Source organism: Catellatospora coxensis, assembly GCF_016862635.1.
Lineage (GTDB): Bacteria > Actinomycetota > Actinomycetes > Mycobacteriales > Micromonosporaceae > Catellatospora > Catellatospora coxensis.
This window is the reverse complement of record NZ_BONI01000007.1, coordinates 114,967-135,717: the sequence shown is the minus strand read 5'-3', so window position 1 is coordinate 135,717 and position 20,751 is coordinate 114,967. Positions and strand designations below refer to the sequence as shown.

Below are 20,751 nucleotides of genomic sequence, written 5' to 3'. Positions count from 1 at the left end.
TCACGGGCGGTGGGCGGACGCCTCGATCACGGCCAGCGCCAGCTGGTCCCGCACGCGTTCGACGTTGGTCTGCCACTGTCGGGTCAGTCCCGGGCGCTGATCGAGGCCGCGCCAGACCGGGGCGAGCGCGGAGTCGACGCGGGCGGCGGGCATCCACAGGTGCAGCAGGTGGTCCAGTGCGGGGGCGAGCCGCTCGACCACCTGCCGGCGTCCCGCCCTGCCGGCGGGAATTCGGCCGACCAGCGACAACAGTGTCGTGAGCAGCCAGTCGTGCAGTGCGATGTCCTCGCACAGCGCAGCCGTCGCCTCGGCGTCGGCGACGCGGGGCAACCGGGCGGTGCGGGTCCGGTCGTCGACGAGGGTGAACTCGAAGACGCCGCCCTCGGACACCGACCAGCGCAGCCCGGTGCGGGTGGACCTGAACGGCGCCGCCCGGTCGATGCGCCGCGACGTCTGAATCGTGTCGATGGTGCGATCGCCGATGGTGCCGAGATCGAGCATGCCCGCGCTCGGTGCGGCCTGGCGCAGGTGTCCGCCGGCGATGTCGAGCCCGCCGGACTTGCCGACGATTTCCAGCACGCCGGGCCGGGCCAGGTAGTGCGACCATGGCTTGCGGCGGCGCTCGGCGTCCACGACGACCCGGGCGTATGCCGACCCCTGCAGCACGTGGCCGCCGGTGAGCACCGCTCGTGAGGTCACGGTGCCGACGGCGCGCACCGGGGCGAGCCGGTTCTGCGGCCCCGCCGTGACCGCTGCGGGCAGGTCGCAGTCCACGCCGGTCAGTTGGGCCGGGGAGACGGCGTAGGCGATGGGCCGCTCCGCTCGGCGCACCCGCTCACCCGCGGTCAGTGCGAGGAGCTCGGCGCCGACGCCGGCGGACACCGCGCTGGAGTGTTGCAGTAGCGCCGTGTGCACCTCGCCGATGACGACCTCGGTCGCCGGCCTGGTGGTCGCCATCGGCACTCCCGCCCGTGCTGACAATGATCGATCGATTTCACTTCATGAGGGGGTGGCGTGACAAGACGCCTGAAGGCCACAATAGACCGAACGTTCGACTTCAATCACGGAGCGTCATCGAATGAGCGCACCCGAACTCGCATTCGTCTATGTAAGTTAATCTAATCAAATGGTGGCTTCTTCACAGCAAGAGGCAGTCGTCATCGGGGCGGGCGTATCCGGTCTCACCACGGCCATTCGGCTCGCCGAGGCCGGCATCCGGGTCCACGTGATCACCGACCGGCCGTGGTCGCGGACCACCTCCGCGCTCGCCGGTGCGAGCTGGGGTCCGTACATGGTCGACGACGAACGGGTGACGGGCTGGAGCGAGGCGACCCTGCGGGAGTTCGCGCGCATCGCGGACCGTCACGCCTGCGGGGTGCGGTTCGTGCGAGGCATGGAGGCCTCGGTGGAGCGGGTGAATCCGCCCGGGTGGGCCACTGCACTTAGTGACTATCGGCTTTGTGACAGTTCGGAGCTGCCACCTGAGTTCGCCGTCGGCTGGTGGCACACCATTCCGCTGATCGACATGCCCGCCTACCTGAAATACCTGGCCGAAAGGTTGGCGACGGCGAAGGTCGAGGTGACCGAGCTGCCCCGTCCGCTGCGCAGCTTCACCGAGGTGGCGCTGCCCGGCGTGCTGATCAACTGCACCGGACTGGGGGCACGCGGACTGACCAAGGATCCCGATCTGCAGGCCACGCGCGGCCAATTGGTCGTGGTGGACAACCCCGGGGTGGACTGGTTCTTCCAGGACTCGGCCGAGCGTGGCAACCTCACCTACTTCCTGCCCCACGGTGATCATGTGGTGATGGGTGGTATCGCCGTCGACCACGACGACGAGAAGGACACCCTCCAGCCCAGCCTTCTCGTCGAGAAGGGGATCCGCGACCGCTGCGCGCGGGTCGAACCCAGGCTCGCCGACGCTCCGGTCCGGGCGCGGCGGGTGGGTCTGCGTCCCAACCGCGCCCCCGGGGTGCGGGTGGAGGTGGACCGCTCCGGGGACCGCGTCGTGATCCACAACTACGGGCACTCCGGGTGCGGGGTGACGCTGTCCTGGGGCTGCGCCGAGGAGGTGCTGGCGCTGTTCGCCGGGCTCTGATCGAGGCCCGGGTGAAAACCGCTGGTCGGCAGGGGAGGTCGGCGGCATATCCTGGGGCCCGTCATGACATCGCAGTCCGAGCCCGCGCCGCTCCGCAACAGGCCGCCCCGTAACCCCAGCCAGCTCGCCGAGCTGCGCAAACGCGTCGACGAGCTGACGGCGCAGGACCGCCGCAGGCTCGGCCGGCGCCTCGACGGCGTACGCCGGATGAAGCCGGGGGACGCGCTGGACGCCGCTATGGCGCAGATCACCTCGGCTGTCGGCACCGCCGAGGAGAAGCTCGCCCTGCGGGTCGCCGGGGTGCCCACGGTCAGCTACCCCGACGAGCTGCCGGTCAGCCAGAAGCGCGACGACATCGCCGATGCGATCCGCGACCACCAGGTCGTCATCGTCGCGGGCGAGACGGGCTCCGGCAAGACCACCCAGATCCCGAAGATCTGCCTCGAACTGGGCCGCGGCGTACGCGGGCTGATCGGCCATACGCAGCCGCGCCGGCTGGCCGCCCGTACGGTCGCCGAGCGCATCGCCGAGGAGCTGCAGACCCCGCTCGGCGGCGTCGTCGGCTGGAAGGTCCGGTTCACCGACCACGTCGGCGACCAGACGATGATCAAGTTGATGACCGACGGCATCCTGCTGGCCGAGATCCAGCACGACCGCTCGCTCGCGATGTACGACACGCTGATCATCGACGAGGCGCACGAGCGCAGTCTCAACATCGACTTCATCCTCGGCTACCTCAAGCAGCTGCTCCCGAAGCGCCCCGACCTCAAGGTGATCATCACCTCGGCGACCATCGACCCGGAGCGCTTCGCGGCCCACTTCTCCACCGCCGTCGTCGGCGGCGAGCCGAAGCCCGCCCCGATCGTCGAGGTGTCCGGCCGCACCTACCCGGTCGAGGTCCGCTACCGCCCGTTGGTCGTCGAGGGCGACGAGGAGGACAACGACGACGAGCGCGACCAGATCCAGGCCATCTCCGACGCCGTCGACGAGCTGGCCGGCGAGGCCCCGGGCGACGTGCTGGTGTTCCTCAGCGGCGAGCGGGAGATCCGCGACACCGCGGACATGCTGCGCAAGCGCAACCTGCGGCACACCGAGATCCTGCCGCTGTACGCCCGATTGTCCACCGCCGAGCAGCACAAGGTCTTTCAGCCGCACACCGGGCGGCGCATCGTGCTCGCCACGAACGTCGCCGAGACGTCGCTGACCGTGCCGGGCATCAAGTACGTCGTGGACCCGGGCACGGCCCGTATCTCCCGGTACAGCAACCGGCTGAAGGTGCAGCGGCTGCCGATCGAGGCGGTGTCGCAGGCGTCGGCCAACCAGCGCAAGGGCCGCTGCGGGCGCACCTCGGACGGCATCGCGATCCGCCTGTACGACGAGGCGGACTTCATCGGGCGGCCGGAGTTCACCGAGCCGGAGATCCTGCGTACCAACCTGGCCTCGGTCATCCTGCAGATGATCTCGCTGGGGCTGGGCGACATCGCGGCGTTCCCGTTCATCGACCCGCCGGACCGCCGCAACATCGCCGACGGCCTGGACCTGCTGCACGAGCTGGGCGCGCTGGAGGCCCCGGTGCGCGGCGAGCCCGGCAAGCTGACCCCGCTCGGCCGCAAACTGGCGCAGCTGCCGGTCGATCCGCGCCTGGGCCGCATGGTCCTCGAAGCCGACCGCAACGGCTGCCTGCGCGAGGTGCTGATCATCACGGCGGCGCTGTCCATCCAGGACCCGCGCGAGCGCCCCGCCGACAAGCAGCAGGCGGCGGGGGAGAAGCACGCCCGGTTCGCCGACAAGGACAGCGACTTCGTCGCGTTCCTCAACCTCTGGAACTGGATCAAGGAGCAGCAGCAGGAGCTGTCCTCGAACCAGTTCCGGCGCACGTGCAAGACCGACTTCCTGCACTACCTGCGCATCCGCGAGTGGCAGGACCTGGAGTCGCAGCTGCGCCAGGTGGTCAAGGGCATGGGCTTCACGCTCAACACCGTGCCCGCCGACGCGCAGCGCCTGCACCAGTCGCTGCTGTCCGGCCTGCTGTCGCACATCGGCATGCACGACCCGGAGAAGCGCGACTTCATCGGCGCCCGCAACGCCAGGTTCTCGCTGTTCCCCGGCTCGTCGCTGTTCAAGAAGGCGCCCAAGTGGGTCATGGCCGCCGAGCTGGTCGAGACGTCGCGGCTGTGGGGGCGCATCGCCGCGAAGATCGAGCCCGAGTGGGCCGAGAGCCTGGCCGAGCACCTGGTCAAGCGGCAGTACAGCGAGCCGCACTGGGAGAAGAAGCAGGCCGCGGTGCTGGCGTACGAGAAGGTGACGCTCTACGGCATCCCCATCGTCGCCAAGCGCAAGGTCAACTTCGGCCGCATCGACCCGGCGCTGTCCCGGGAGCTGTTCATCCGGCACGCCCTGGTCGACGGGGACTGGGAGACCCACCACGAGTTCTTCCACGCCAACCGCGACCTGCTCGCCGAGGTCGAAGAGCTGGAGCACCGGGTACGCCGGCGCGACATCCTGGTCGACGACGGCACCCTGTTCGACTTCTACGACGAGCGGCTGCCCGCCGACGTGGTCTCCGGCCGCCACTTCGACAGCTGGTGGAAGAAGGCCCGGCACAAGACGCCCGACCTGCTCAGCTTCGAGAAGTCGATGCTGGTCAACGAGGCCGCGGGCGGCGTCGACGAGGACGACTACCCCGACGTGTGGCGGCAGGGCGAGTTCGAGCTGCCGCTGACCTACCAGTTCGAGCCCGGCGCGAACGCCGACGGCGTGACCGTGCACATCCCGCTGCCGCTGCTCAACCAGATCACCCCGGCCGGGTTCGACTGGCAGATCCCCGGCGTACGCGAGGAGCTGGCCGTCGCGCTGGTGCGCTCGCTGCCCAAGGCGATCCGGCGCAACTTCGTGCCCGTGCCCGACTACGTCAAGGAGGCGCTCGCCGGCCAGAAGCCCGACGGGCAGCCGCTGCTCGCCCTGCTGGAACGTCAGCTGCGCGCGATGACCGGCATCGTGGTCGCCCGCGAGGCGTGGGAGCCGGAAAAGATACCCGACCACCTGCGGATGACCTTCCGGGTCGAGGACGAGCAGGGCAAGACCCTCGCCGAGGGCAAGGACCTGGCCGAACTCAAGCGCAGGCTGCGGGACAAGGCACAGGCCGCGGTCGCCGCGGCGGCCGACGACATGGAGCAGCACGGGCTGCGGGCCTGGACCATCGGCCCGCTCGCCAAGGTCGTGGAACGCCAGCGGGGCGGCTACGCCGTCAAGGGCTACCCGGCGCTGGTCGACGAGGGCGACAGCGTCGGTGTCGGGGTGTTCGACAGTCCCGGCGAGCAGTGGACCGCGATGTGGCGCGGCACCCGGCGGCTGGTGCTGCTGGGCGCACCGCCGCCGCTCAAGTCGCTCCAGGGGCGGCTGTCGAACCAGGCGAAGCTGGCGCTGAGCCGCAACCCGCACGGCAGCGTCGCGAAGCTGCTGGAGGACGTCGTCACCACCGCCGTCGACAAGGTGATCATCGAGGCGGGCGGCCCGGCCTGGGACGCCGACGCGTTCGCCGCCCTGGTCGCCAAGGCGCGGGCCGACATGCCCGACACGATGTACGCCATCCTGCAGCAGCTGGAGCCGATCCTGTCGCTGTCCTACGACATCGACCGGCAGCTCAAGTCGATCACCAACGTGCTCCTGGTCCGGTCGGTGGCCGACATCCGGGCCCAGCTCACCGGGCTGGTGTACCCCGGATTCGTGGCCTCGACCGGGCTGCGCCGGCTGCCCGACCTGGTCCGCTACCTGCGCGCGATCGAGCAGCGGCTGGCCAAGCTGCCCGAGTCCCCGCAGCGCGACCGGGAGCGGCTGCTGCTGATCGAGGACGTGCAGCAGGAGTACACCGACGCGCGGGCGTCGATCCGGCCCGGCGCGCCCGGCTGGGACACCCTGGCCGAGGTCCGCTGGATGATCGAGGAGCTGCGGGTCAGCTACTTCGCCCAGTCCCTGGGCACCCCGTACCCGGTCTCCGACAAGCGCATCTACCGCGCCCTGGCGACCCTGCCCGGCTGAGCCGCGGACGGCGTACGCGAAGGGCGGCCCTCCGGCGGGAGAGCCGCCCTTCGCGTACCTCGATCAGTCCTTCTCCAGCTTGATGGTCTGCTGGTCGGCGGGCGGGGTCAGCATGACCGTCGACTCCTCCGGCAGCGGTGGCGGAGCCGGGCTCTGCGGGGCCGGCGGAGTGGCGGGCTGCGGCGGAGCCGAACGCTGCGGCGGCACCGCGGCCGGGGGAGCCACCGGCGGCGTCGGCTGCGTGACAGCCTGGGCCGGGGGAGTCGGCTGGGTGGCCGCCGCGGCGACCGCGGACTCGGCGGCCGGGGTGCGGCGCGGCAGCGGCGGGGCCTCGGCGGGCGGTGCGGCCTTCGCCTTCGGGGCCTTGGGCGCCTTGGCCGGAGCCGCGTTCGGCGGCGCGGGCGGGGCCTGGGGCGGCGTGTTCGGCGGCACGTTCACCGTCGGAACGCCCTGCGGGGTGGCGCGCGGGTAGTGCAGCGACGGCGGCGGCACGTCCGGCAGGCCGGTGTACCCCTGCTCGCCGGGCACGCTGGTGAACGCCCGGGTCTGGTCCGCGGGCGCCGCCGGGCGTCCCTGCTGCAGCGGGTACGCCGCCAGCGCCACGGTCTCGTCGGCCAGCCGCTCGTGCTTGCGCCAGCGGCGCGGGCTGACCACCGTGGCCAGCAGCGGCACCGACAGGACCAGGCCGAGGCCGGACTGCCCGACCGCGCCGCCCATGTGCACGTCGAGCATCGCGAACGTCTCGGCATAGGACTGCGACCAGCCCGCCGCCCACACGCTCATGCCCAGCATGCCCAGACCGGCCAGGAACGGGCCGACCGGCGACAGCCGCACCATGGTGAGGATCGCGTAGAGGACGCTCGCCAGCAGCAGCGCACCCGCGGCGACGGCCGCGTCGAGGGCCGCGGACGGCGCACCGCCGTTGACCCACATGGTCTGGAAGGCGCTGAGTCCGGTGCCCGTCAGCAGAAAGATCGCAGGAGCGAAGACGAGCGCGAGCAGAAACGATCCAATGTGGCGCATCCATGCCTCCGGGGTCAGACCTTGGTTGGCGCGCTCCAGGATGGCGCATCGATGACGCTCGCATCTGCCGGGGTCCGCAAGTCCGCGAATCCGTTGAAGGTGTCCCGGTCAGCCAGTGTGTTCTCGTTGCGGTCGGCGGCGTTCGGGGCGAGCATGTCCGGCCAGGTCTGCTCACTCGCCGTGTCCGGGCGCGGCCAGCTACGCCAGCGCTGCAGGCTCGCCACGGCGATCAGCAGCATCGCGCCGATCAGCCCCAGCACACCCGTGGACACCGGGCTGAGCGGGACGACCAGGGTGCCGCCGAGCTGCACCAGGTCGGGCAGCGCCTGCTTGGCGGTCTCGGGCCGCGCGATGAGCAACCCGGTCATCCCGAGGTAGCTCAACGCCACGAACAGCGGTCCCGCGGGCGACACCCGCAGGCTTCCGATCAGGCCGAGCAGCAGGCCGACGGCGGCGAACAGCGCCAGCCCCAGCCACAGCGGACGGGTGCCGCCGATCTGCGCGGCGTCGAACATGACGGCCTGTCCGTAGGCGACGGCGAACCAGGCCAGGGGCGTGATCACAATTCCGGCGAGAAGGCTCCATACATGACGCATGTGGCGCTACCTTACGGAAATCCTGCCGTTCGTCAACCGTTCGGAGGAGGAGCGTACGGTGAACGGCGTGATCGACACTCCACCGCCCGGCCGACCGACCGCGTTCTCGCGGGTCACGCTGAGCCGTATCATGACGAACCAGGACGTCAACCTCTACGGCACCGTGCACGGTGGCGTGATCATGAAGTTCGTCGACGACGCGGCGGGGGCCGCCGCGGCCCGGCACTGCGGGTTCAACGCGGTGACCGTCGCCATCGACGAGATCACGCTGATGGTGCCGGTCAAGGTCGGTGACCTGGTGCACGCCAAGGCGCAGGTCAACTGGACCGGCAAGACCTCGCTGGAGATCGGCGTGACGGTGTTCGCCGAGCGCTGGAACGAGGCCGACCGCGAGCCGGTCAACGTCGCCACGGCGTACCTGGTGTTCGTCGGGGTCGACGCCGACGGCGACCCCCGGCACGTGCCGCAGGTCGTTCCGGAGAGCCCCGACGACATGCGCCGCTGGCACGAGGCGGAGATCCGCCGCGAGCACCGCCTCGCCCGCCGCCAGGCCATCGACCGCCACCGCGCCGACGGCGCCTGACGGGGTGTCGGCCCGGCCCATGGCAGGCCGGGCCGCGATGTGCCCCGACCCAGCGCGGGCACCGCGTGCCAGGTCGGAGAATTATCCGTCGTGCCATGCGGCAGGATGCCAGCAGCGGGTACGACGAGGTATCGCGGGAGAGGATCATGATGACCGAAGCGCTGTGGACCCCACCGGCCGACATCAGGCAGCACTCCCGCATCGGCGACTACCTGGGCTGGCTGGAGCGTGAGCGCGGGCTGACCTTCGGCTCCTACGACGAGCTGTGGCGCTGGAGCACCACCGACCTGGCCGGCTTCTGGTCCTCGATCTGGGACTACTTCGACGTCATCGCCCACGATCAGCCGACGGATGTGTTGCCCGACGCCACCATGCCGGGCGCGCGGTGGTTCCCCGGCGCGACGATGAACTACGCCGAGCACGTGCTGCGCATGCCGGGTATCGGCGACGACGAGCCGGTGGTGCTGGGCTACTCGCAGACCCGCGAGCCGGTCATCCTCACCGCCGCACAGCTGCGCGAGCAGGTCCGCCGGGCGCGGGCCGGGCTGCGCCGGCTCGGCGTCGGCGAGGGCGACCGGGTGGCGGCGTACCTGCCGAACATCCCGGAGACCGTGGTGCTGATGCTGGCCACGGCGAGCCTCGGCGCGATCTTCTCGTCCTGCGCGCCCGAGTTCGGCACCCGCAGCGTCACCGACCGCTGGCAGCAGATCTCCCCGAAGGTCCTGGTCGCCGTCGACGGCTACCGGTACGGCGAGAAGCTGATCGACCGGCAGGGCGAGGTCGCGGCCATCCAGGCGGCGCTGCCGTCGCTGGCGCACACCGTGCTGCTGCCGTACACCCAGGGGGTGGTGGGTCTCGGCGAGCTGGCCGCCGACACCGACGAGCCGCTGGAGTTCACCGCCGTCCCGTTCGCCCAGCCGCTGTACGTCCTCTACTCCTCCGGCACCACCGGCCTGCCCAAGCCGATCGTGCACGGCCACGGCGGCATCCTGCTGGAGCACCTGAAGATGCTCGCCCTGCACCACGACCTCGGGCCGGGCGACCGCTTCTTCTGGTTCTCCACCACCGGCTGGATGATGTGGAACTACCTGGTCTCCGGCCCGGCCGTCGGCGCGGCGATCGTGCTGTTCGACGGCAACCCGGCCGCCCCCGACCTGGGCGCGCTGTGGCGGCTGGCCGAAGAGGCGGGCATGACCTACTTCGGCACCTCCGCGCCGTACCTGCTGGCCTGCCGCAAGGAGGGCATCGTGCCGCGGGAGATCGCGGACCTGTCCAAGCTGCGTGGCCTGGGCTCGACGGGCGCGCCGCTGCCGCCCGAGGGCTACGTCTGGGTGTACGAGAACGTCAAGCCCGACCTGCTGCTCATCTCGCTGTCCGGCGGCACCGACGTGTGCACCGGCTTCGTCGGCGGCACCCCGCTCAACCCGGTCTACCCCGGCGAGATCGCGGCCCGCTGCCTCGGCGCGAAGGTCGAGGCGTACGACCCGACCGGCCGGCCGCTCGACAACGCGCTCGGCGAGCTGGTCATCAGCGCGCCGATGCCGAGCATGCCGGTCGGCTTCTGGGGCGACGCCGACGGCTCCCGCTACCGCGAGGCGTACTTCGACGTGTTCCCCGGCGTCTGGCGGCACGGGGACTGGATCACCGTCACCGAACGCGGCACCTGCGTGATCACCGGCCGCTCCGACGCGACCCTGAACCGCGGCGGCGTACGCCTCGGCACCGCCGAGTTCTACTCGGTCGTCGAGGGCATGAGCGAGGTCGCCGACTCGGTCGTGGTGCACCTGGAGGACGACGAGGGCGGCGCGGGGGAGCTGCTCCTGTTCGTGGTGCTCCAGCCCGGCCTGGAGCTGGACGACGCGCTCAAGTCGAAGATCGCCCGCGAGCTGCGTACCGCCCTGTCGCCCCGCCACATCCCCGACGTGATCCACCAGGTGGCCGCGGTGCCCCGCACCCTGTCCGGCAAGAAGCTCGAAGTCCCGGTCAAGCGCATCCTCACCGGCACCCCCGTCGAGTCCGCCGCCGCCAAGGGCGCCCTCGCCAACCCCGACTCCCTCCTCGCCTTCGAAACCCTCGCCAAGTCCCGCTGACACCACCCGCAACACCCCGTTTGTCATCGACAGGGAGGGGCGCGCGTCGATCAGGGAGGGGGCGCGGGCCGCTGATCGGTCGGACGTCAGGGGATGAGGCGGGCGTGTTCCGTTGTCGCGCGGGTGTCGAGGATGCCTGCGGCGGTGCGGTGGGAGAGGACCAGGGACGCGCCGGCGGCGATCGGGGCGGTGAGCCAGTCCAGGGGGCGCGGGTGTGCCCCGATGTCGATCAGCACCCGGTCGCCCTTGGCGATCTCCAGCTCCTTCGCGCGGGCCAGCGAGCGCTCCGCCAGCTCGGCGTGCGTGATCGAACCGCCGCCACCGGGCAGGCCGACCAGCGACGGCGCGCCTGGGTCGGCGGCGGGGCCGCCGTAGAAGTCGCCGTGGGCGCGCGCCGAGCTGACCCAGTCCGACACACCCGACGGCAGCCCGCGCAGCGGTAGCGCGAACGGGTGAAGGCTCACCGCGTACGTGTCGGGGGCGGCCGAAGCGGCCTCGGGTTCGACGAAGGCCACGTCGGCCTGCACGTCCGCGCTGTGTGACACGGCCAGCCCTGCCGTCCAGCAGGCCAGCATGATCGAAGCGGTCTGCCAGTGCGGCGGCAGCGAGATCGAGGCGACACTGCCGGGGCCGAGTCCGCACCCGTCGACGAGCAGGTTCGCCGTCTTGGCCACCCAGTTGGCCAGGGTCGCGCCGGAGAGCTCGGTACGCTCGCCCGTGGCGTCGTCGTACCAGGTGAGAAGCGGTTTTGCCGGATCGGTGGCGACCGTCGCGGCGAAAAGCTGACCGATAGTGGACACGTGGTCAGGCTACCGACACTGCCGCGTCGTGGACCTTGCCATGGGGCATGTCGGGCGTAGTCTGAAGCGTGACTGCTGTGAAACAGCGCACAGTCTCACAACCGCAGAGCGGCGGTCGGCTGGGCTGCGCTGCACACCCCCACAAGGAGTGTTCACCGTGACGATCGCTCGCTCTCCCCGGGTGCTTGTCGACGCCACCAGCGTCCCCGCTGACCGCGGCGGCGTGGGTAGGTACCTCGACGGCCTGCTCGGCGCCCTCGCCGACCATTCCGACATCGACCTGGTCGTGGTCTCCCAGCGCACCGACCAGGAGCGGTACGCCCGCACCCTGCCGCACGCGCAGGTCGTCGCCGCGCCCGCCGCGGTGGCCCACCGCCCGGCCCGGCTCGCCTGGGAGCAGACCGGCCTGCCGCTGCTCGCCCAGCAGGTCGGCGCGCAGGTGCTGCACTCGCCGTTCTACACCTGCCCGCTGCGGGCCAGCTGCCCGGTGACGGTGACGGTGCACGACGCGACCTTCTTCACCGAGCCGGAGCACTACGAGAAGTCCCGCGGCACGTTCTTCCGGTCCGCGATCAAGACCTCGCTGCGCCGGGCCGAGCGCGTCATCGTGCCCAGCAAGGCCACCCGCGACGAGCTGATCCGGCTGCTCGACGCCGACCCGACCCGCATCGACGTGGCCTACCACGGTGTCGACCACACGGCCTTCCACGTGCCCGGCGAGGAGGAGAAGGCCAGGGTGCGGTCCCGGCTCGGCCTTGGCGACCAGAGCTACATCGCGTTCCTGGGCGCGAAGGAGCCCCGCAAGAACGTCCCGAACCTGGTCCGGGGCTGGATCGCGGCCGTGCGCGACCGGGTCGACCCGCCCGCCCTGGTGCTGGCCGGCGGCCAGGGCCACGACGACGAGATCGACCGGGTGGCCGCGGAGGTGCCCGCACACCTGCGGCTGGTGCGCCCCGGCTATCTGCGGTACGCCGACCTGCCGGGCTTCCTCGGCGGCGCGGTGCTGTGCGCGTACCCGAGCCACGGGGAGGGCTTCGGCCTGCCGATCCTGGAAGCCATGGCCTGCGGCGCGCCGGTGCTGACCACGCCGCGGCTGTCGCTGCCCGAGGTCGGCGGCGACGCCGTCGCCTACACCGGCCAGGACGCCGACCACATCGCCAAGGACCTCGCCAGCCTGCTCGACGACGAGGCGCGCCGGTCCGCGCTGGCCGCGGCCGGCCTGGCCCGGGCGAAGGAGTTCAGCTGGAGCTCCAGCGCCGACGCGCACGTCACCGCCTGGCAGCGGTCGATGAGGCACCAGCGCTGAGCTGCCCGCACCCCGCGCACTAGCAGGCGAATGCGGCTGGTGTCGCGGGCGGGGTGCGGCTCGCGTTCACACTCGTCAGGCAGAATGGGCGGATGCTGCACGCCGTCATTCCCGCAGGTGGAAGTGGAACCCGTCTCTGGCCGCTGTCGCGCGCCACGAACCCGAAGTTCCTGCACCCCCTGACGGGCACCGCCGAGACGCTCATCCAGGCGACCGTGGCCCGGCTCGCCCCGGTGGCGGCGCTCGGCGACACGTACGTGGTGACCGGGGTCGCCCACGCGCCCGGCATCGCGCGGCAGCTGCCCGATCTGCCGGACTCCAACATCCTCATCGAGCCCAGCCCGCGCGACTCCTGCGCCGCCATCGGCCTGGCCGCCGCGGTCATCGCCCAGCGCGACCCCGAGGCCGTCATGGGCTCGTTCGCCGCCGACCACCTGGTCCGCGACGGCGCCCGGTTCGTCGAGGTGCTGCGCGACGCCGAGGCCGGCGCCCGCCGCGGCCTGCTGATGACCGTCGGCATCACGCCCACCCACCCCGAGACCGGGTACGGCTACCTGCAGTGCGGCAAGACCGTCGACGGCCCGATCCGCACCGTCGACGAGTTCAAGGAGAAGCCCTCCCTCGACGTGGCGACCGAGTACGTGCGCTCCGGCCGCTACCTGTGGAACGCCAGCATGTTCGTCTGGCGGGTCGACGTGTTCCTCAAGGAGCTGCGCCGCCAGCAGCCCGAGCTGCACGACGGGCTGATCCGCATCGCCGCCGCCTGGGACACCGCCGACCGCGACCGGGTGCTCGGCGAGATCTGGCCGACCCTGCCCAAGATCTCCGTCGACTACGCGGTCATGGAGGGCGCGGCCGCGGCCGGGCTCGTCGCGACCGTGCCCGGCGACTTCGGCTGGAACGACGTCGGCGACTTCCACACCCTCGGCGACGTGCTGCCCGCCGACGACGCCGGCAACGTGATCGTCGGCGACAGCGCCACCCTCGACGGCGGCAAGCCCGAGGTGCTCCTGCACGACTCCGCCGGCACCGTCGTCGTGCCGCAGTCCGGCCGGCTCGTCGCCGCCCTCGGCATGCGCGACGTGATCGTGGTCGACACCCCGGACGCCGTGCTGGTCTGCCCGCGCGACCGGGCGCAGGACGTCAAGAAGCTCGTCGACGAACTCAAGGAGCGCGGCGACAGCCGCATCTGACCGGGTCGCCGCTCGCCTCGACTGCCTACGCTGATCTCCATGCGACTGGTGGAGCTGTCCGCGGCGGGCAACGAGGCGAGCGACCTGCTACCCGTACACGACGAAGGTCTTCTCGCCGAACTCGGCGCCCGCCGGGCCTACTGGACCGTGCTCGACGAAGGGCCGGCCGAGGAATGCCTGGCGCTGCTCGTCGAGCAGTACGACGGCGGCTGGCGGGCCGAACACGTCAAAGCGACGGCGGGCGAGCACGAGGGCCGCACCGAGGACGCGGAGGCGCTCGCCCGGCTCGACGGCTGGGTGTACGTGCTCGGCTCGCACTTCGGCTCCAAGGCCGGCCCGCTCCAGCCCAAACGGGCCTTCGTCGCCCGCTTCCGCGAATCTGCCCGGCCGCAGCTGCAGATCATCAGGCACCGGTTCGCCCTGCACCGGGCCGTCAACGACGCCCTCGCCGCCCTGGCCGCCACCGGGCACCCGGCCGCCCCCGAACCCGTCCGGGACGTCGTGCACGCCGGTTTCGTCACCGAGGCCGTACGCCGCGGCACCGCCAAAGGCAAACGCTGGACCAGCCAGCTCGCCCCCGGCGACCACCCGGTAAACATCGAGGGAGCCGCGTTCACCGCCCGGGGCACGCTGCTGGCCGGGCTCCGCTGGCCCGTCACCGCCGCCGGCGAGCCGATCCTGGTCGAGCTGTCCGGCGTGCCCGGCCTGTTCAGCGGCGCGGAAACCCTCGGCGTGACCGGGGTGTACGCGCTCACCGGCATCGGCCAGGGGCCGCTCGGCGTACGGGCCCTCTCGGCCCGCGACGACGGGGCCTACGACATCGTCGTCGGCTCCATCGACGCCCTCGACAAGGGCTCCATCCTGCTGGAGCAGCACCCCGACGCCCGCGACGCCACCTGCCGTCACCTGCGCTTCCGGCTGCCCGACGGCACCGGCCCGGCGCTGATCGCCCCGACCCTGGTCGCCGACCTGGCGCCGCTGCACCACGTCGAAGGCGTCAGCGAACGCGAGGGCGCTCCGCTCTATGTGGCCGATGAGGATCACCGCATCGCGCTATGGCTTTGAACTGGGGTTCCGTAGCCTCGCCCCACGTACGGAGCGGCCGATCGACCTGCCCCCCGGCAAACCGATCAGCCGCTACCGCATCGCCCCGTACGCCCCCGTACGGCCGAGTTCGCTCCCCGTAAAGAGGTGCCGCCTCGGTTCCCCAGGCTGCGCCAAGGATCATCCACCGAACGGCGAAGGGTCTACGTCTTTCGGTTGTGACTTAAAGACCCAGGTCACCTCGGCCGGTAGAGTCAGCGCCGACCCCTAGCCCGGAGAGCCCATGCTGCGTATCCACTTCACCAGTGCCGACCTGGTCCGAACGCGGATCTCGTCGACGCCGGACCCGATGTGGGAACTCGCGCTCAGCATCCACCTGCTGCGATACCGCGGCACCGACCCGCTGCTGGGCGGCTGGAAGAACCGCATGATCACCGACCTCAAACCGGGCGGGGCCCTGCGCGACCAGGTCGGCCTGCTGCTCGCCCTGAACCCGCCGGTCGGCTACTTCCCCGACTTCCTCACCCCGCCCGAGGCCGCCGCCGGCTTCGGGCCCGGCCTCGAAGCCGTGCTGTCCACCCCCAAGGAGCGGCTGCGCAAAGAGATCAACGCGCTGGGTGACGCGCAGGGGTCCCTGTCCGGCATCATCGACGACGTCGGCGGGGGAGCGACCCGGGCGCTCGGCGAACTTGGCACGGCCATCAGCCGGTATCACGAGACGGCCATCGCGCCGATGTGGGACCGGGTGCGGACCGCCGTCGACGCCGACCGCGGGCTGCGCGCCCGCACCATGCTCGAATCCGGTACGGAAGGGCTGCTGAACACGCTGCACCCGACGGTGCGGTTCGACGGCAGCGTGCTGGAGATCTCCGAGTATCCGTCGAATCGGGATGTTTACCTCGAAGGGCGCGGGCTGCAGCTGGTGCCGTCGTACTTCAAGACGCCCAGCAAGCCGGTCTGCCTGTTCGACCCGGAACTGCCGCCGGTGCTGGTGTACTCGGTTCATCACGAGGCGCGGGCTGCCGTTGTACGGAGTCCGGAGGCGTTGGCGGCGTTGCTCGGGCGGACGCGGGCTGCGGTGGTGGAACTGCTGGCGGACGGGAGTACGACGACAGAGCTCGCGCGGCGGCTCGACGTGTCGCCTGCGGCGGCGAGCCAGCACGTGGCGGTGCTGCGCGAGGCCGGTTTGGTGCACAGCCTCCGCGACCGGAACACCGTCCTGCATACGCTCACCCCCCTTGGTCACGCGATGCTCGCCGGCCGCTCACCTACGCCTTCTTGATCTGAGGATGAGAAGGACTAACATTCCGAGCATCGCTACGGCACCCACGATTAGAGCCAAGGCTGTCCGGTTAGCTGGTGTTGAGGGCGCGTTTTCGGTTGAGGACGGCGAGTCGGGGCCGATGGGCGCAACGTCGGCCGTTAGCGCAGCGACGAGGTTCAATAATCCGTGGCCATAGGCAGAATCTCGGCCTGGTGGGCCCTTGTCGGTCGCTGTAGCCGTCAGTCGGTGAAAAACCTCAGCGGCAGAAAGTTCCGGGTGGGTTGCCCGTACTAGCGTCGCTGCGCCAGCGACGATCGCCGTCGCAGCGGACGTTCCGGTACCTATCTGCCAGAGGTGGCTCAAACTGGCGCTTGTGATGCCGTCGCTGGGCGCAGAGATAACAACAGCTGAACCTGTAGCCGATGCCTTGGAGTTCTGGCCGTTCCTGTCGACCCCAGAGACTGCCACGACTCCCGGAATGGCAGCGGGGTAGCCGACCGGCTGTTGAGGGTCGTTGCCGACGCCCGCGACGACGACGATGTCGGCGTCAAGCGCTGCCTTAACGGCCGTTCTGACTGATGGATCATCGAAGCCGTCGGCCAGCGAAATGGAGATTATCTGGATGTCGCCCTGCGCGACAGCCCATTCGATCGACCTCGCGATGTCGGCTGTGGCACCCCGCCCGTGAATTGACTGTCGGATTGGGACCACCTTTGCCCCTGGGGCAATGCCCATTACTCGTCCATGGCCGGCGATGAGGCTTGCCATGCCCGTGCCGTGCCCGTCCTTGTCCACGGTTCCCTTGCTCGGTCCCTCAGGACTGAAGTCCGCACCGGGGAGAACTGAGCCGCTTAGGTCAGGATGCGTGGCATCGACGCCTGTATCTATAACTGCGACTTTGACTCCAGCCCCGTCGGAGGTCTTGTGGGCTTCGGCCGTTCGAAGGAATCCATGAAACCACTGGCCGTCGGCTACTTCATCGGTGGCGGCAACTGAAGGGAGTGGATTTATTAGCGCCGACATCAATGCTGCTACCGCGAGGTGCGCAAGGCGTATCTGGAGATTCACGAGTGAGGAACTCCTCGGCGGATGGTGACGATAGGTGCTTGCGCCATTGGCTCGCTGTCGAGTCGCCACGGCATGGCAGACTGAGTGAACCACTGACGGAACGTTTCCTCGGTCTCCTGTGCGGAAGGCTCACGCGTTTCGGTCGAATGGCCCGGCTGAATCACTGGCGAAACTCCGTATGCAATCTCCCAGCGTGTGTTAGCAGTACGCCGGTAAGCTCCATCTCCGCTTTGGGTCGTCTGACCTGGTCCGCCCATGGGAATTGGCATCATTCCTGGCATGCCTGCTGAACTTGTGCGAGGGGGCGTGTACACCGTTGCCGCCGCTCCAGAGCCGGCGGGAGGAAGCGCCACGACATAGCCATTCTGACCAACCCCAGGTCCGGGCAGAACGTATGCGCCGCCATAAGGCGCGTACGGACTTCCGGGTGATATGGGCAACATGGAAACCGGCTGGCCAGGCAACGCGGGCGCTGGTGGAATATAGCCTTGGAGGTCCGGGCCGGTATCCGACGGCAAGGGCTCGATAAATGGCGGGCGACCAGGCACTGGTGGCGGAACGATTAACGCGCGAGGGCGTGGCGGGCCCACGGTGCTATCGCGAGTCGTGGTGCTCGTTGTTGGCGGGGGCGGGGGCGGGGGCGCTTCTAGGCCTGCGGACGTCTGGATTGATTGCGGTGCGGGACTAACTATTTGTGACCTGTGTTCGCGGATCGCGCGCTCAGTGGCATCCATAGTTTGTTCAGTTAGGTAGCTGAGTCGCGTCGCCTCGCGGTCCCACCACTCGGGTCCGCCGTCGTTCGTCGTCAATTCCCATGCCTGTACGATCTTGTGAACCTCGCGCTTCGCTTTGGCAGTGGCCGCCATGATGCCGTCAATCGCCAAAGCGTTCTGGATCGCGTCTTCACTGTCTTGGCGCATGCTTGCGATCAAAATGTCGAGTCGTCTGAGCGCCATTGCGGCTGCTTGGCTCTGATCGGCTGGCCACATTCGGGCGAGCGTGTCGCGTTGCCGGGTTAGCTTGTCCGCTTGTGCCATCAGTAGGCTGGCCATCGCTCTGAGACCTTTAACCTGCTCCCAGCCGAGTTCATCGTCTTCGTGGCGAAGCATGTCCCAGACTCGTGGAGGGTCCACCGCCACCCAGTTCGTACGTCCCTGAGTGGGCCATCTCGTCAACGCGTCCTGGGACGTTGCGGTGTAGCCGCCTTCGTGACGCAGCATTCCTGAAGGTCCGGTGTTCATCGGAGCATCCCGCGCTGTGGCGCCGGCGGACCCTGCTTGTCATGGTCGGCCTTCTCTAGTTGGGCGATCGCTCTACTGAGTTCAGACTCAACCTCGGTGATGCGTGCCGCGGCCCGCATGTCTGCGTTAGAGTAGTTCTCGACAATCCGTTCAAGCGCAAGGGCGAGGCCTTCGGCTACCCGAAGTTGGTACTCCGCGTTCTTCCGGTGTTGAGCCAGTACGTGACCGACTGAAGCCCGCGCGGCTCGTCCTTCGGCGCAGTCCAGGGCCAGACAGAATCGAACTCCATAATCCAGCTGACGCCGTGCGGTAGTCAGGCCTGGGCGCAAGGCTTCGTCGGTATCGCGGCGCAGATCCGTACGGACCTCTCGCAGCCCGGCCAGGTCCACGGTGAGTCGTTCCGGTACGCGTCGTTCAGGCATGCTTCCCTCCCCAAAGAAGCGCGCAATGGGGACGTCTCCGGCACCGATCGATCCACACCCGCCGGAGTCACGTCTGCGGGCAGGGTAACGGATTGACCACGCTGAGCACAGCCCTTACCGGGCCACCTGTGGATAACTCGGCGAGCGCCTGTGGATCAGGCCTGCCCGAGCGCCTCCACCCGTCCCTGCTCCCGCGCCTCCGCAGTGCCGAGCGAGAACAGATCGTGCTCCGCATCCCGTACCAACGTCGGCACGACCCCGCTGCTGTCCCGCGTGGACGTGAGCAGCCCGCGTACGACCGCGACCGGCACCCGATCCACCTTCCCCTTCACCAGCTCCGCAGCAGCCGCGATCTCGTCCACGACAGCCATCTGCGTGATCTGCAGCTCGTTGCCGTACGGATCCGTCTCCCCACGGTGGTCCCGCAACGGCTCGATCCCCGCACACCCCAGGGCGACATCGGTCAGCCCGTTACGCCACGGCCGCCCCATGGTGTCGCTGACGATCACGGCAACGTCGAGCCCGTACTGCTCCCGCAGCGCCTCACGCAGCCCCCGCGCCGACGCGTCCGGATCCACGGGCAGCAGCACGAGCTGGGACCGGTCGACGTTGGAGTTGTCGATTCCGGCGGACGCCATCACGAACCCGTGATGGGTCTGCACGATCCGCGTATGCCCCCGCGTGGCCACCGGCCGCGCCGTCTGGGACCGCAGCACCTGCTCCCGGGCAGCCTCCCGCTCAGGCCCCCCGACGGGCACCGAGGCGAGCGCACCCTCCGACTTCGACACGATCTTGCTGGTGACGACGAGGATGTCCCCGTCGGCGAGCCACGGGGCCGCGCCGACGATGAGCTTGGCGAGGTCGTCACCGGGCTGCACGTCCGGGATGCCGCGGACCGGGTGCACGCTGAAACCGTCGATCATGCCGCCACCTCGTAACGCTCGCTGCCGTGACCAGTGTGCTCGTTCACGCGACGCCGCCCAACTCCAGGGCTGCGCGAACCATGGCGGCGGTGGCGTCGTCGTCGGTCATCCACAGGGGTACGGCGCGTACGCGTACGCCGGGGACGTCGGTGGCGGCGTCGGCGGTCTCGTCGACGAGCCAGCCGTCGAGCACGCCGCCGGCGGTGCGGGCGCCGAGGAGGCGGCCGACGCCCTGGGCGGAGCATTCGACGTCCACGGCGGACAGGCACTTGTCGGCCATGCCGCGGACGGGGCTGCCGCCGATGATGGGGGAGACGCCGACGACGGGGGCGGGGCCGTTGACGAGGGCGTCGCGCAGGGCGCTGACGGCCAGCACGGGCGCGATGGACACGACGGGGTTGCTGGGGGCGAGCAGCACGATGTCGGCGGCCTGGAGCGCGTCGAGCACGCCTGCCGCGGGTTTGGCGGTGTCGGCGCCGACGAAGCGGAACTGTTTGGCGGGCAGCGCGGCGCGGTGGCGTACCCACCATTCCTGGAAGTGGATCGCCTGGTCGCCGCTGCCGTCCTCGGCCGCGACCACGACGTGGGTTTCGAGGCGGTCGTCGGTGGCGGGCAGCAGGGTGATGCCGGGCTGCCAGCGGTCGCAGAGCGCGGCGACGACGGCGGACAGCGGGTAGCCGGCGTTGAGCATGCGGGTGCGCACCAGGTGGGTGGCGATGTCGCGGTCGCCGAGACCGAACCAGGTGGGCTCGGCACCGTACTTGGCGAGCTCCTCCTTGACGGTCCAGGTCTCGCCGGCTCGGCCCCAGCCGCGGTCGGGGTCGATGCCGCCGCCGAGGGTGTACATGACGGAGTCGAGGTCGGGGGTGATGCGCAGCCCGTGCATCCACACGTCGTCGCCCACGTTGACGACGGCGGTCACCTCGTCGCCGGTGGCGCGGGCGTGGGCCCGTACCCCGGCGAGGAAACGCGCGCCGCCGATGCCACCTGCCAGCACCACGATCCGCATGGCGACATCCTCCCGCACCGCGGGAGGACGGCGAGGCCAGGGTCGTAGGCTGG

The 20,751-nt window shown here is 70.2% G+C and carries 15 protein-coding genes and 1 pseudogene; 8 read left to right on the top strand and 8 right to left on the bottom strand.

All coding sequences use genetic code 11. The features are described 5' to 3' along the window. A complete protein-coding gene (locus tag Cco03nite_RS06175) occupies nucleotides 1-957 on the bottom strand; it encodes an SCO2521 family protein (RefSeq protein ID WP_203689473.1) in 957 nt (318 codons plus the stop codon). 169 nt (nucleotides 958-1,126) lie between these two features. On the opposite strand from Cco03nite_RS06175, the gene Cco03nite_RS06170 reads away from it, so the two are divergent. Together Cco03nite_RS06170 and hrpA are read left to right on the top strand one after the other, a co-directional pair. Continuing rightward, on the top strand, nucleotides 1,127-2,098 hold the full coding sequence (locus Cco03nite_RS06170; RefSeq protein WP_239167156.1) for an FAD-dependent oxidoreductase: 972 nt from the start codon (nucleotides 1,127-1,129) through the stop codon (nucleotides 2,096-2,098). Nucleotides 2,099-2,161: 63 nt separating this feature from the next. Next, the gene (gene hrpA / locus Cco03nite_RS06165) at nucleotides 2,162-6,136 is read left to right on the top strand and encodes an ATP-dependent RNA helicase HrpA (RefSeq protein ID WP_203689471.1); all 3,975 of its coding nucleotides are present in this window, start codon (nucleotides 2,162-2,164) and stop codon (nucleotides 6,134-6,136) included. A gap of 63 nt (nucleotides 6,137-6,199) precedes the next feature. On the opposite strand, the gene Cco03nite_RS06160 is transcribed toward hrpA, so the two are convergent. Next, complete coding sequence (locus Cco03nite_RS06160) at nucleotides 6,200-7,159, bottom strand: hypothetical protein (protein WP_203689464.1); 960 nt, start codon at nucleotides 7,157-7,159, stop codon at nucleotides 6,200-6,202. A 14-nt stretch (nucleotides 7,160-7,173) separates the two neighbouring features. Next, on the bottom strand, nucleotides 7,174-7,755 hold the full coding sequence (locus Cco03nite_RS06155) for a hypothetical protein (protein ID WP_203689461.1): 582 nt from the start codon (nucleotides 7,753-7,755) through the stop codon (nucleotides 7,174-7,176). A 130-nt stretch (nucleotides 7,756-7,885) separates the two neighbouring features. Between Cco03nite_RS06155 and Cco03nite_RS06150 the strand changes: the two genes are divergently transcribed. After that, nucleotides 7,886-8,338, top strand: a complete 453-nt coding sequence (locus Cco03nite_RS06150; RefSeq protein ID WP_239167165.1) for an acyl-CoA thioesterase — start codon at nucleotides 7,886-7,888, stop codon at nucleotides 8,336-8,338. A 149-nt stretch (nucleotides 8,339-8,487) separates the two neighbouring features. Next, a complete protein-coding gene (locus Cco03nite_RS06145; protein ID WP_203689638.1) occupies nucleotides 8,488-10,428 on the top strand; it encodes an acetoacetate--CoA ligase in 1,941 nt (646 codons plus the stop codon). A gap of 86 nt (nucleotides 10,429-10,514) precedes the next feature. On the opposite strand, the gene Cco03nite_RS06140 is transcribed toward Cco03nite_RS06145, so the two are convergent. Continuing rightward, on the bottom strand, nucleotides 10,515-11,228 hold the full coding sequence (locus Cco03nite_RS06140) for a TIGR03089 family protein (RefSeq protein WP_203689457.1): 714 nt from the start codon (nucleotides 11,226-11,228) through the stop codon (nucleotides 10,515-10,517). 157 nt (nucleotides 11,229-11,385) lie between these two features. Here Cco03nite_RS06140 and Cco03nite_RS06135 point away from each other — a divergent pair, with 157 nt between their 5' ends. The 4 genes from Cco03nite_RS06135 to Cco03nite_RS06120 all read left to right on the top strand — a co-directional run bounded on the left by Cco03nite_RS06135 (nucleotide 11,386) and on the right by Cco03nite_RS06120 (nucleotide 16,053). Continuing rightward, nucleotides 11,386-12,534 (top strand): glycosyltransferase family 4 protein, encoded by a 1,149-nt coding sequence (locus Cco03nite_RS06135; protein WP_203689455.1) that lies wholly within the window; start codon nucleotides 11,386-11,388, stop codon nucleotides 12,532-12,534. A gap of 92 nt (nucleotides 12,535-12,626) precedes the next feature. Then, complete coding sequence (locus Cco03nite_RS06130; protein ID WP_203689453.1) at nucleotides 12,627-13,727, top strand: mannose-1-phosphate guanylyltransferase; 1,101 nt, start codon at nucleotides 12,627-12,629, stop codon at nucleotides 13,725-13,727. Nucleotides 13,728-13,760: 33 nt separating this feature from the next. Further along, nucleotides 13,761-14,792: a hypothetical protein gene (locus Cco03nite_RS06125; RefSeq protein WP_203689630.1), complete on the top strand. Its 1,032-nt coding sequence runs from the start codon at nucleotides 13,761-13,763 to the stop codon at nucleotides 14,790-14,792. A gap of 262 nt (nucleotides 14,793-15,054) precedes the next feature. Then, nucleotides 15,055-16,053 (top strand): ArsR/SmtB family transcription factor, encoded by a 999-nt coding sequence (locus Cco03nite_RS06120; RefSeq protein WP_203689451.1) that lies wholly within the window; start codon nucleotides 15,055-15,057, stop codon nucleotides 16,051-16,053. Here Cco03nite_RS06120 and Cco03nite_RS06115 read toward each other — a convergent pair. The 4 genes and pseudogenes from Cco03nite_RS06115 to cofD all read right to left on the bottom strand — a co-directional run bounded on the left by Cco03nite_RS06115 (nucleotide 16,036) and on the right by cofD (nucleotide 20,698). After that, nucleotides 16,036-17,103 (bottom strand): S8 family serine peptidase, encoded by a 1,068-nt coding sequence (locus Cco03nite_RS06115; protein WP_239167155.1) that lies wholly within the window; start codon nucleotides 17,101-17,103, stop codon nucleotides 16,036-16,038. The genes Cco03nite_RS06120 and Cco03nite_RS06115 overlap by 18 nt on opposite strands. 1,237 nt (nucleotides 17,104-18,340) lie before the next feature. Continuing rightward, a complete protein-coding gene (locus tag Cco03nite_RS06110) occupies nucleotides 18,341-18,766 on the bottom strand; it encodes a hypothetical protein (protein WP_203689449.1) in 426 nt (141 codons plus the stop codon). Between the two features lie 170 nt (nucleotides 18,767-18,936). Continuing rightward, nucleotides 18,937-19,689, bottom strand: a pseudogene (locus Cco03nite_RS06105) (coenzyme F420-0:L-glutamate ligase); the annotation flags it as partial. Between the two features lie 43 nt (nucleotides 19,690-19,732). After that, nucleotides 19,733-20,698: a 2-phospho-L-lactate transferase gene (cofD, locus tag Cco03nite_RS06100; protein ID WP_203689445.1), complete on the bottom strand. Its 966-nt coding sequence runs from the start codon at nucleotides 20,696-20,698 to the stop codon at nucleotides 19,733-19,735. Nucleotides 20,699-20,751: the final 53 nt, after the last annotated feature.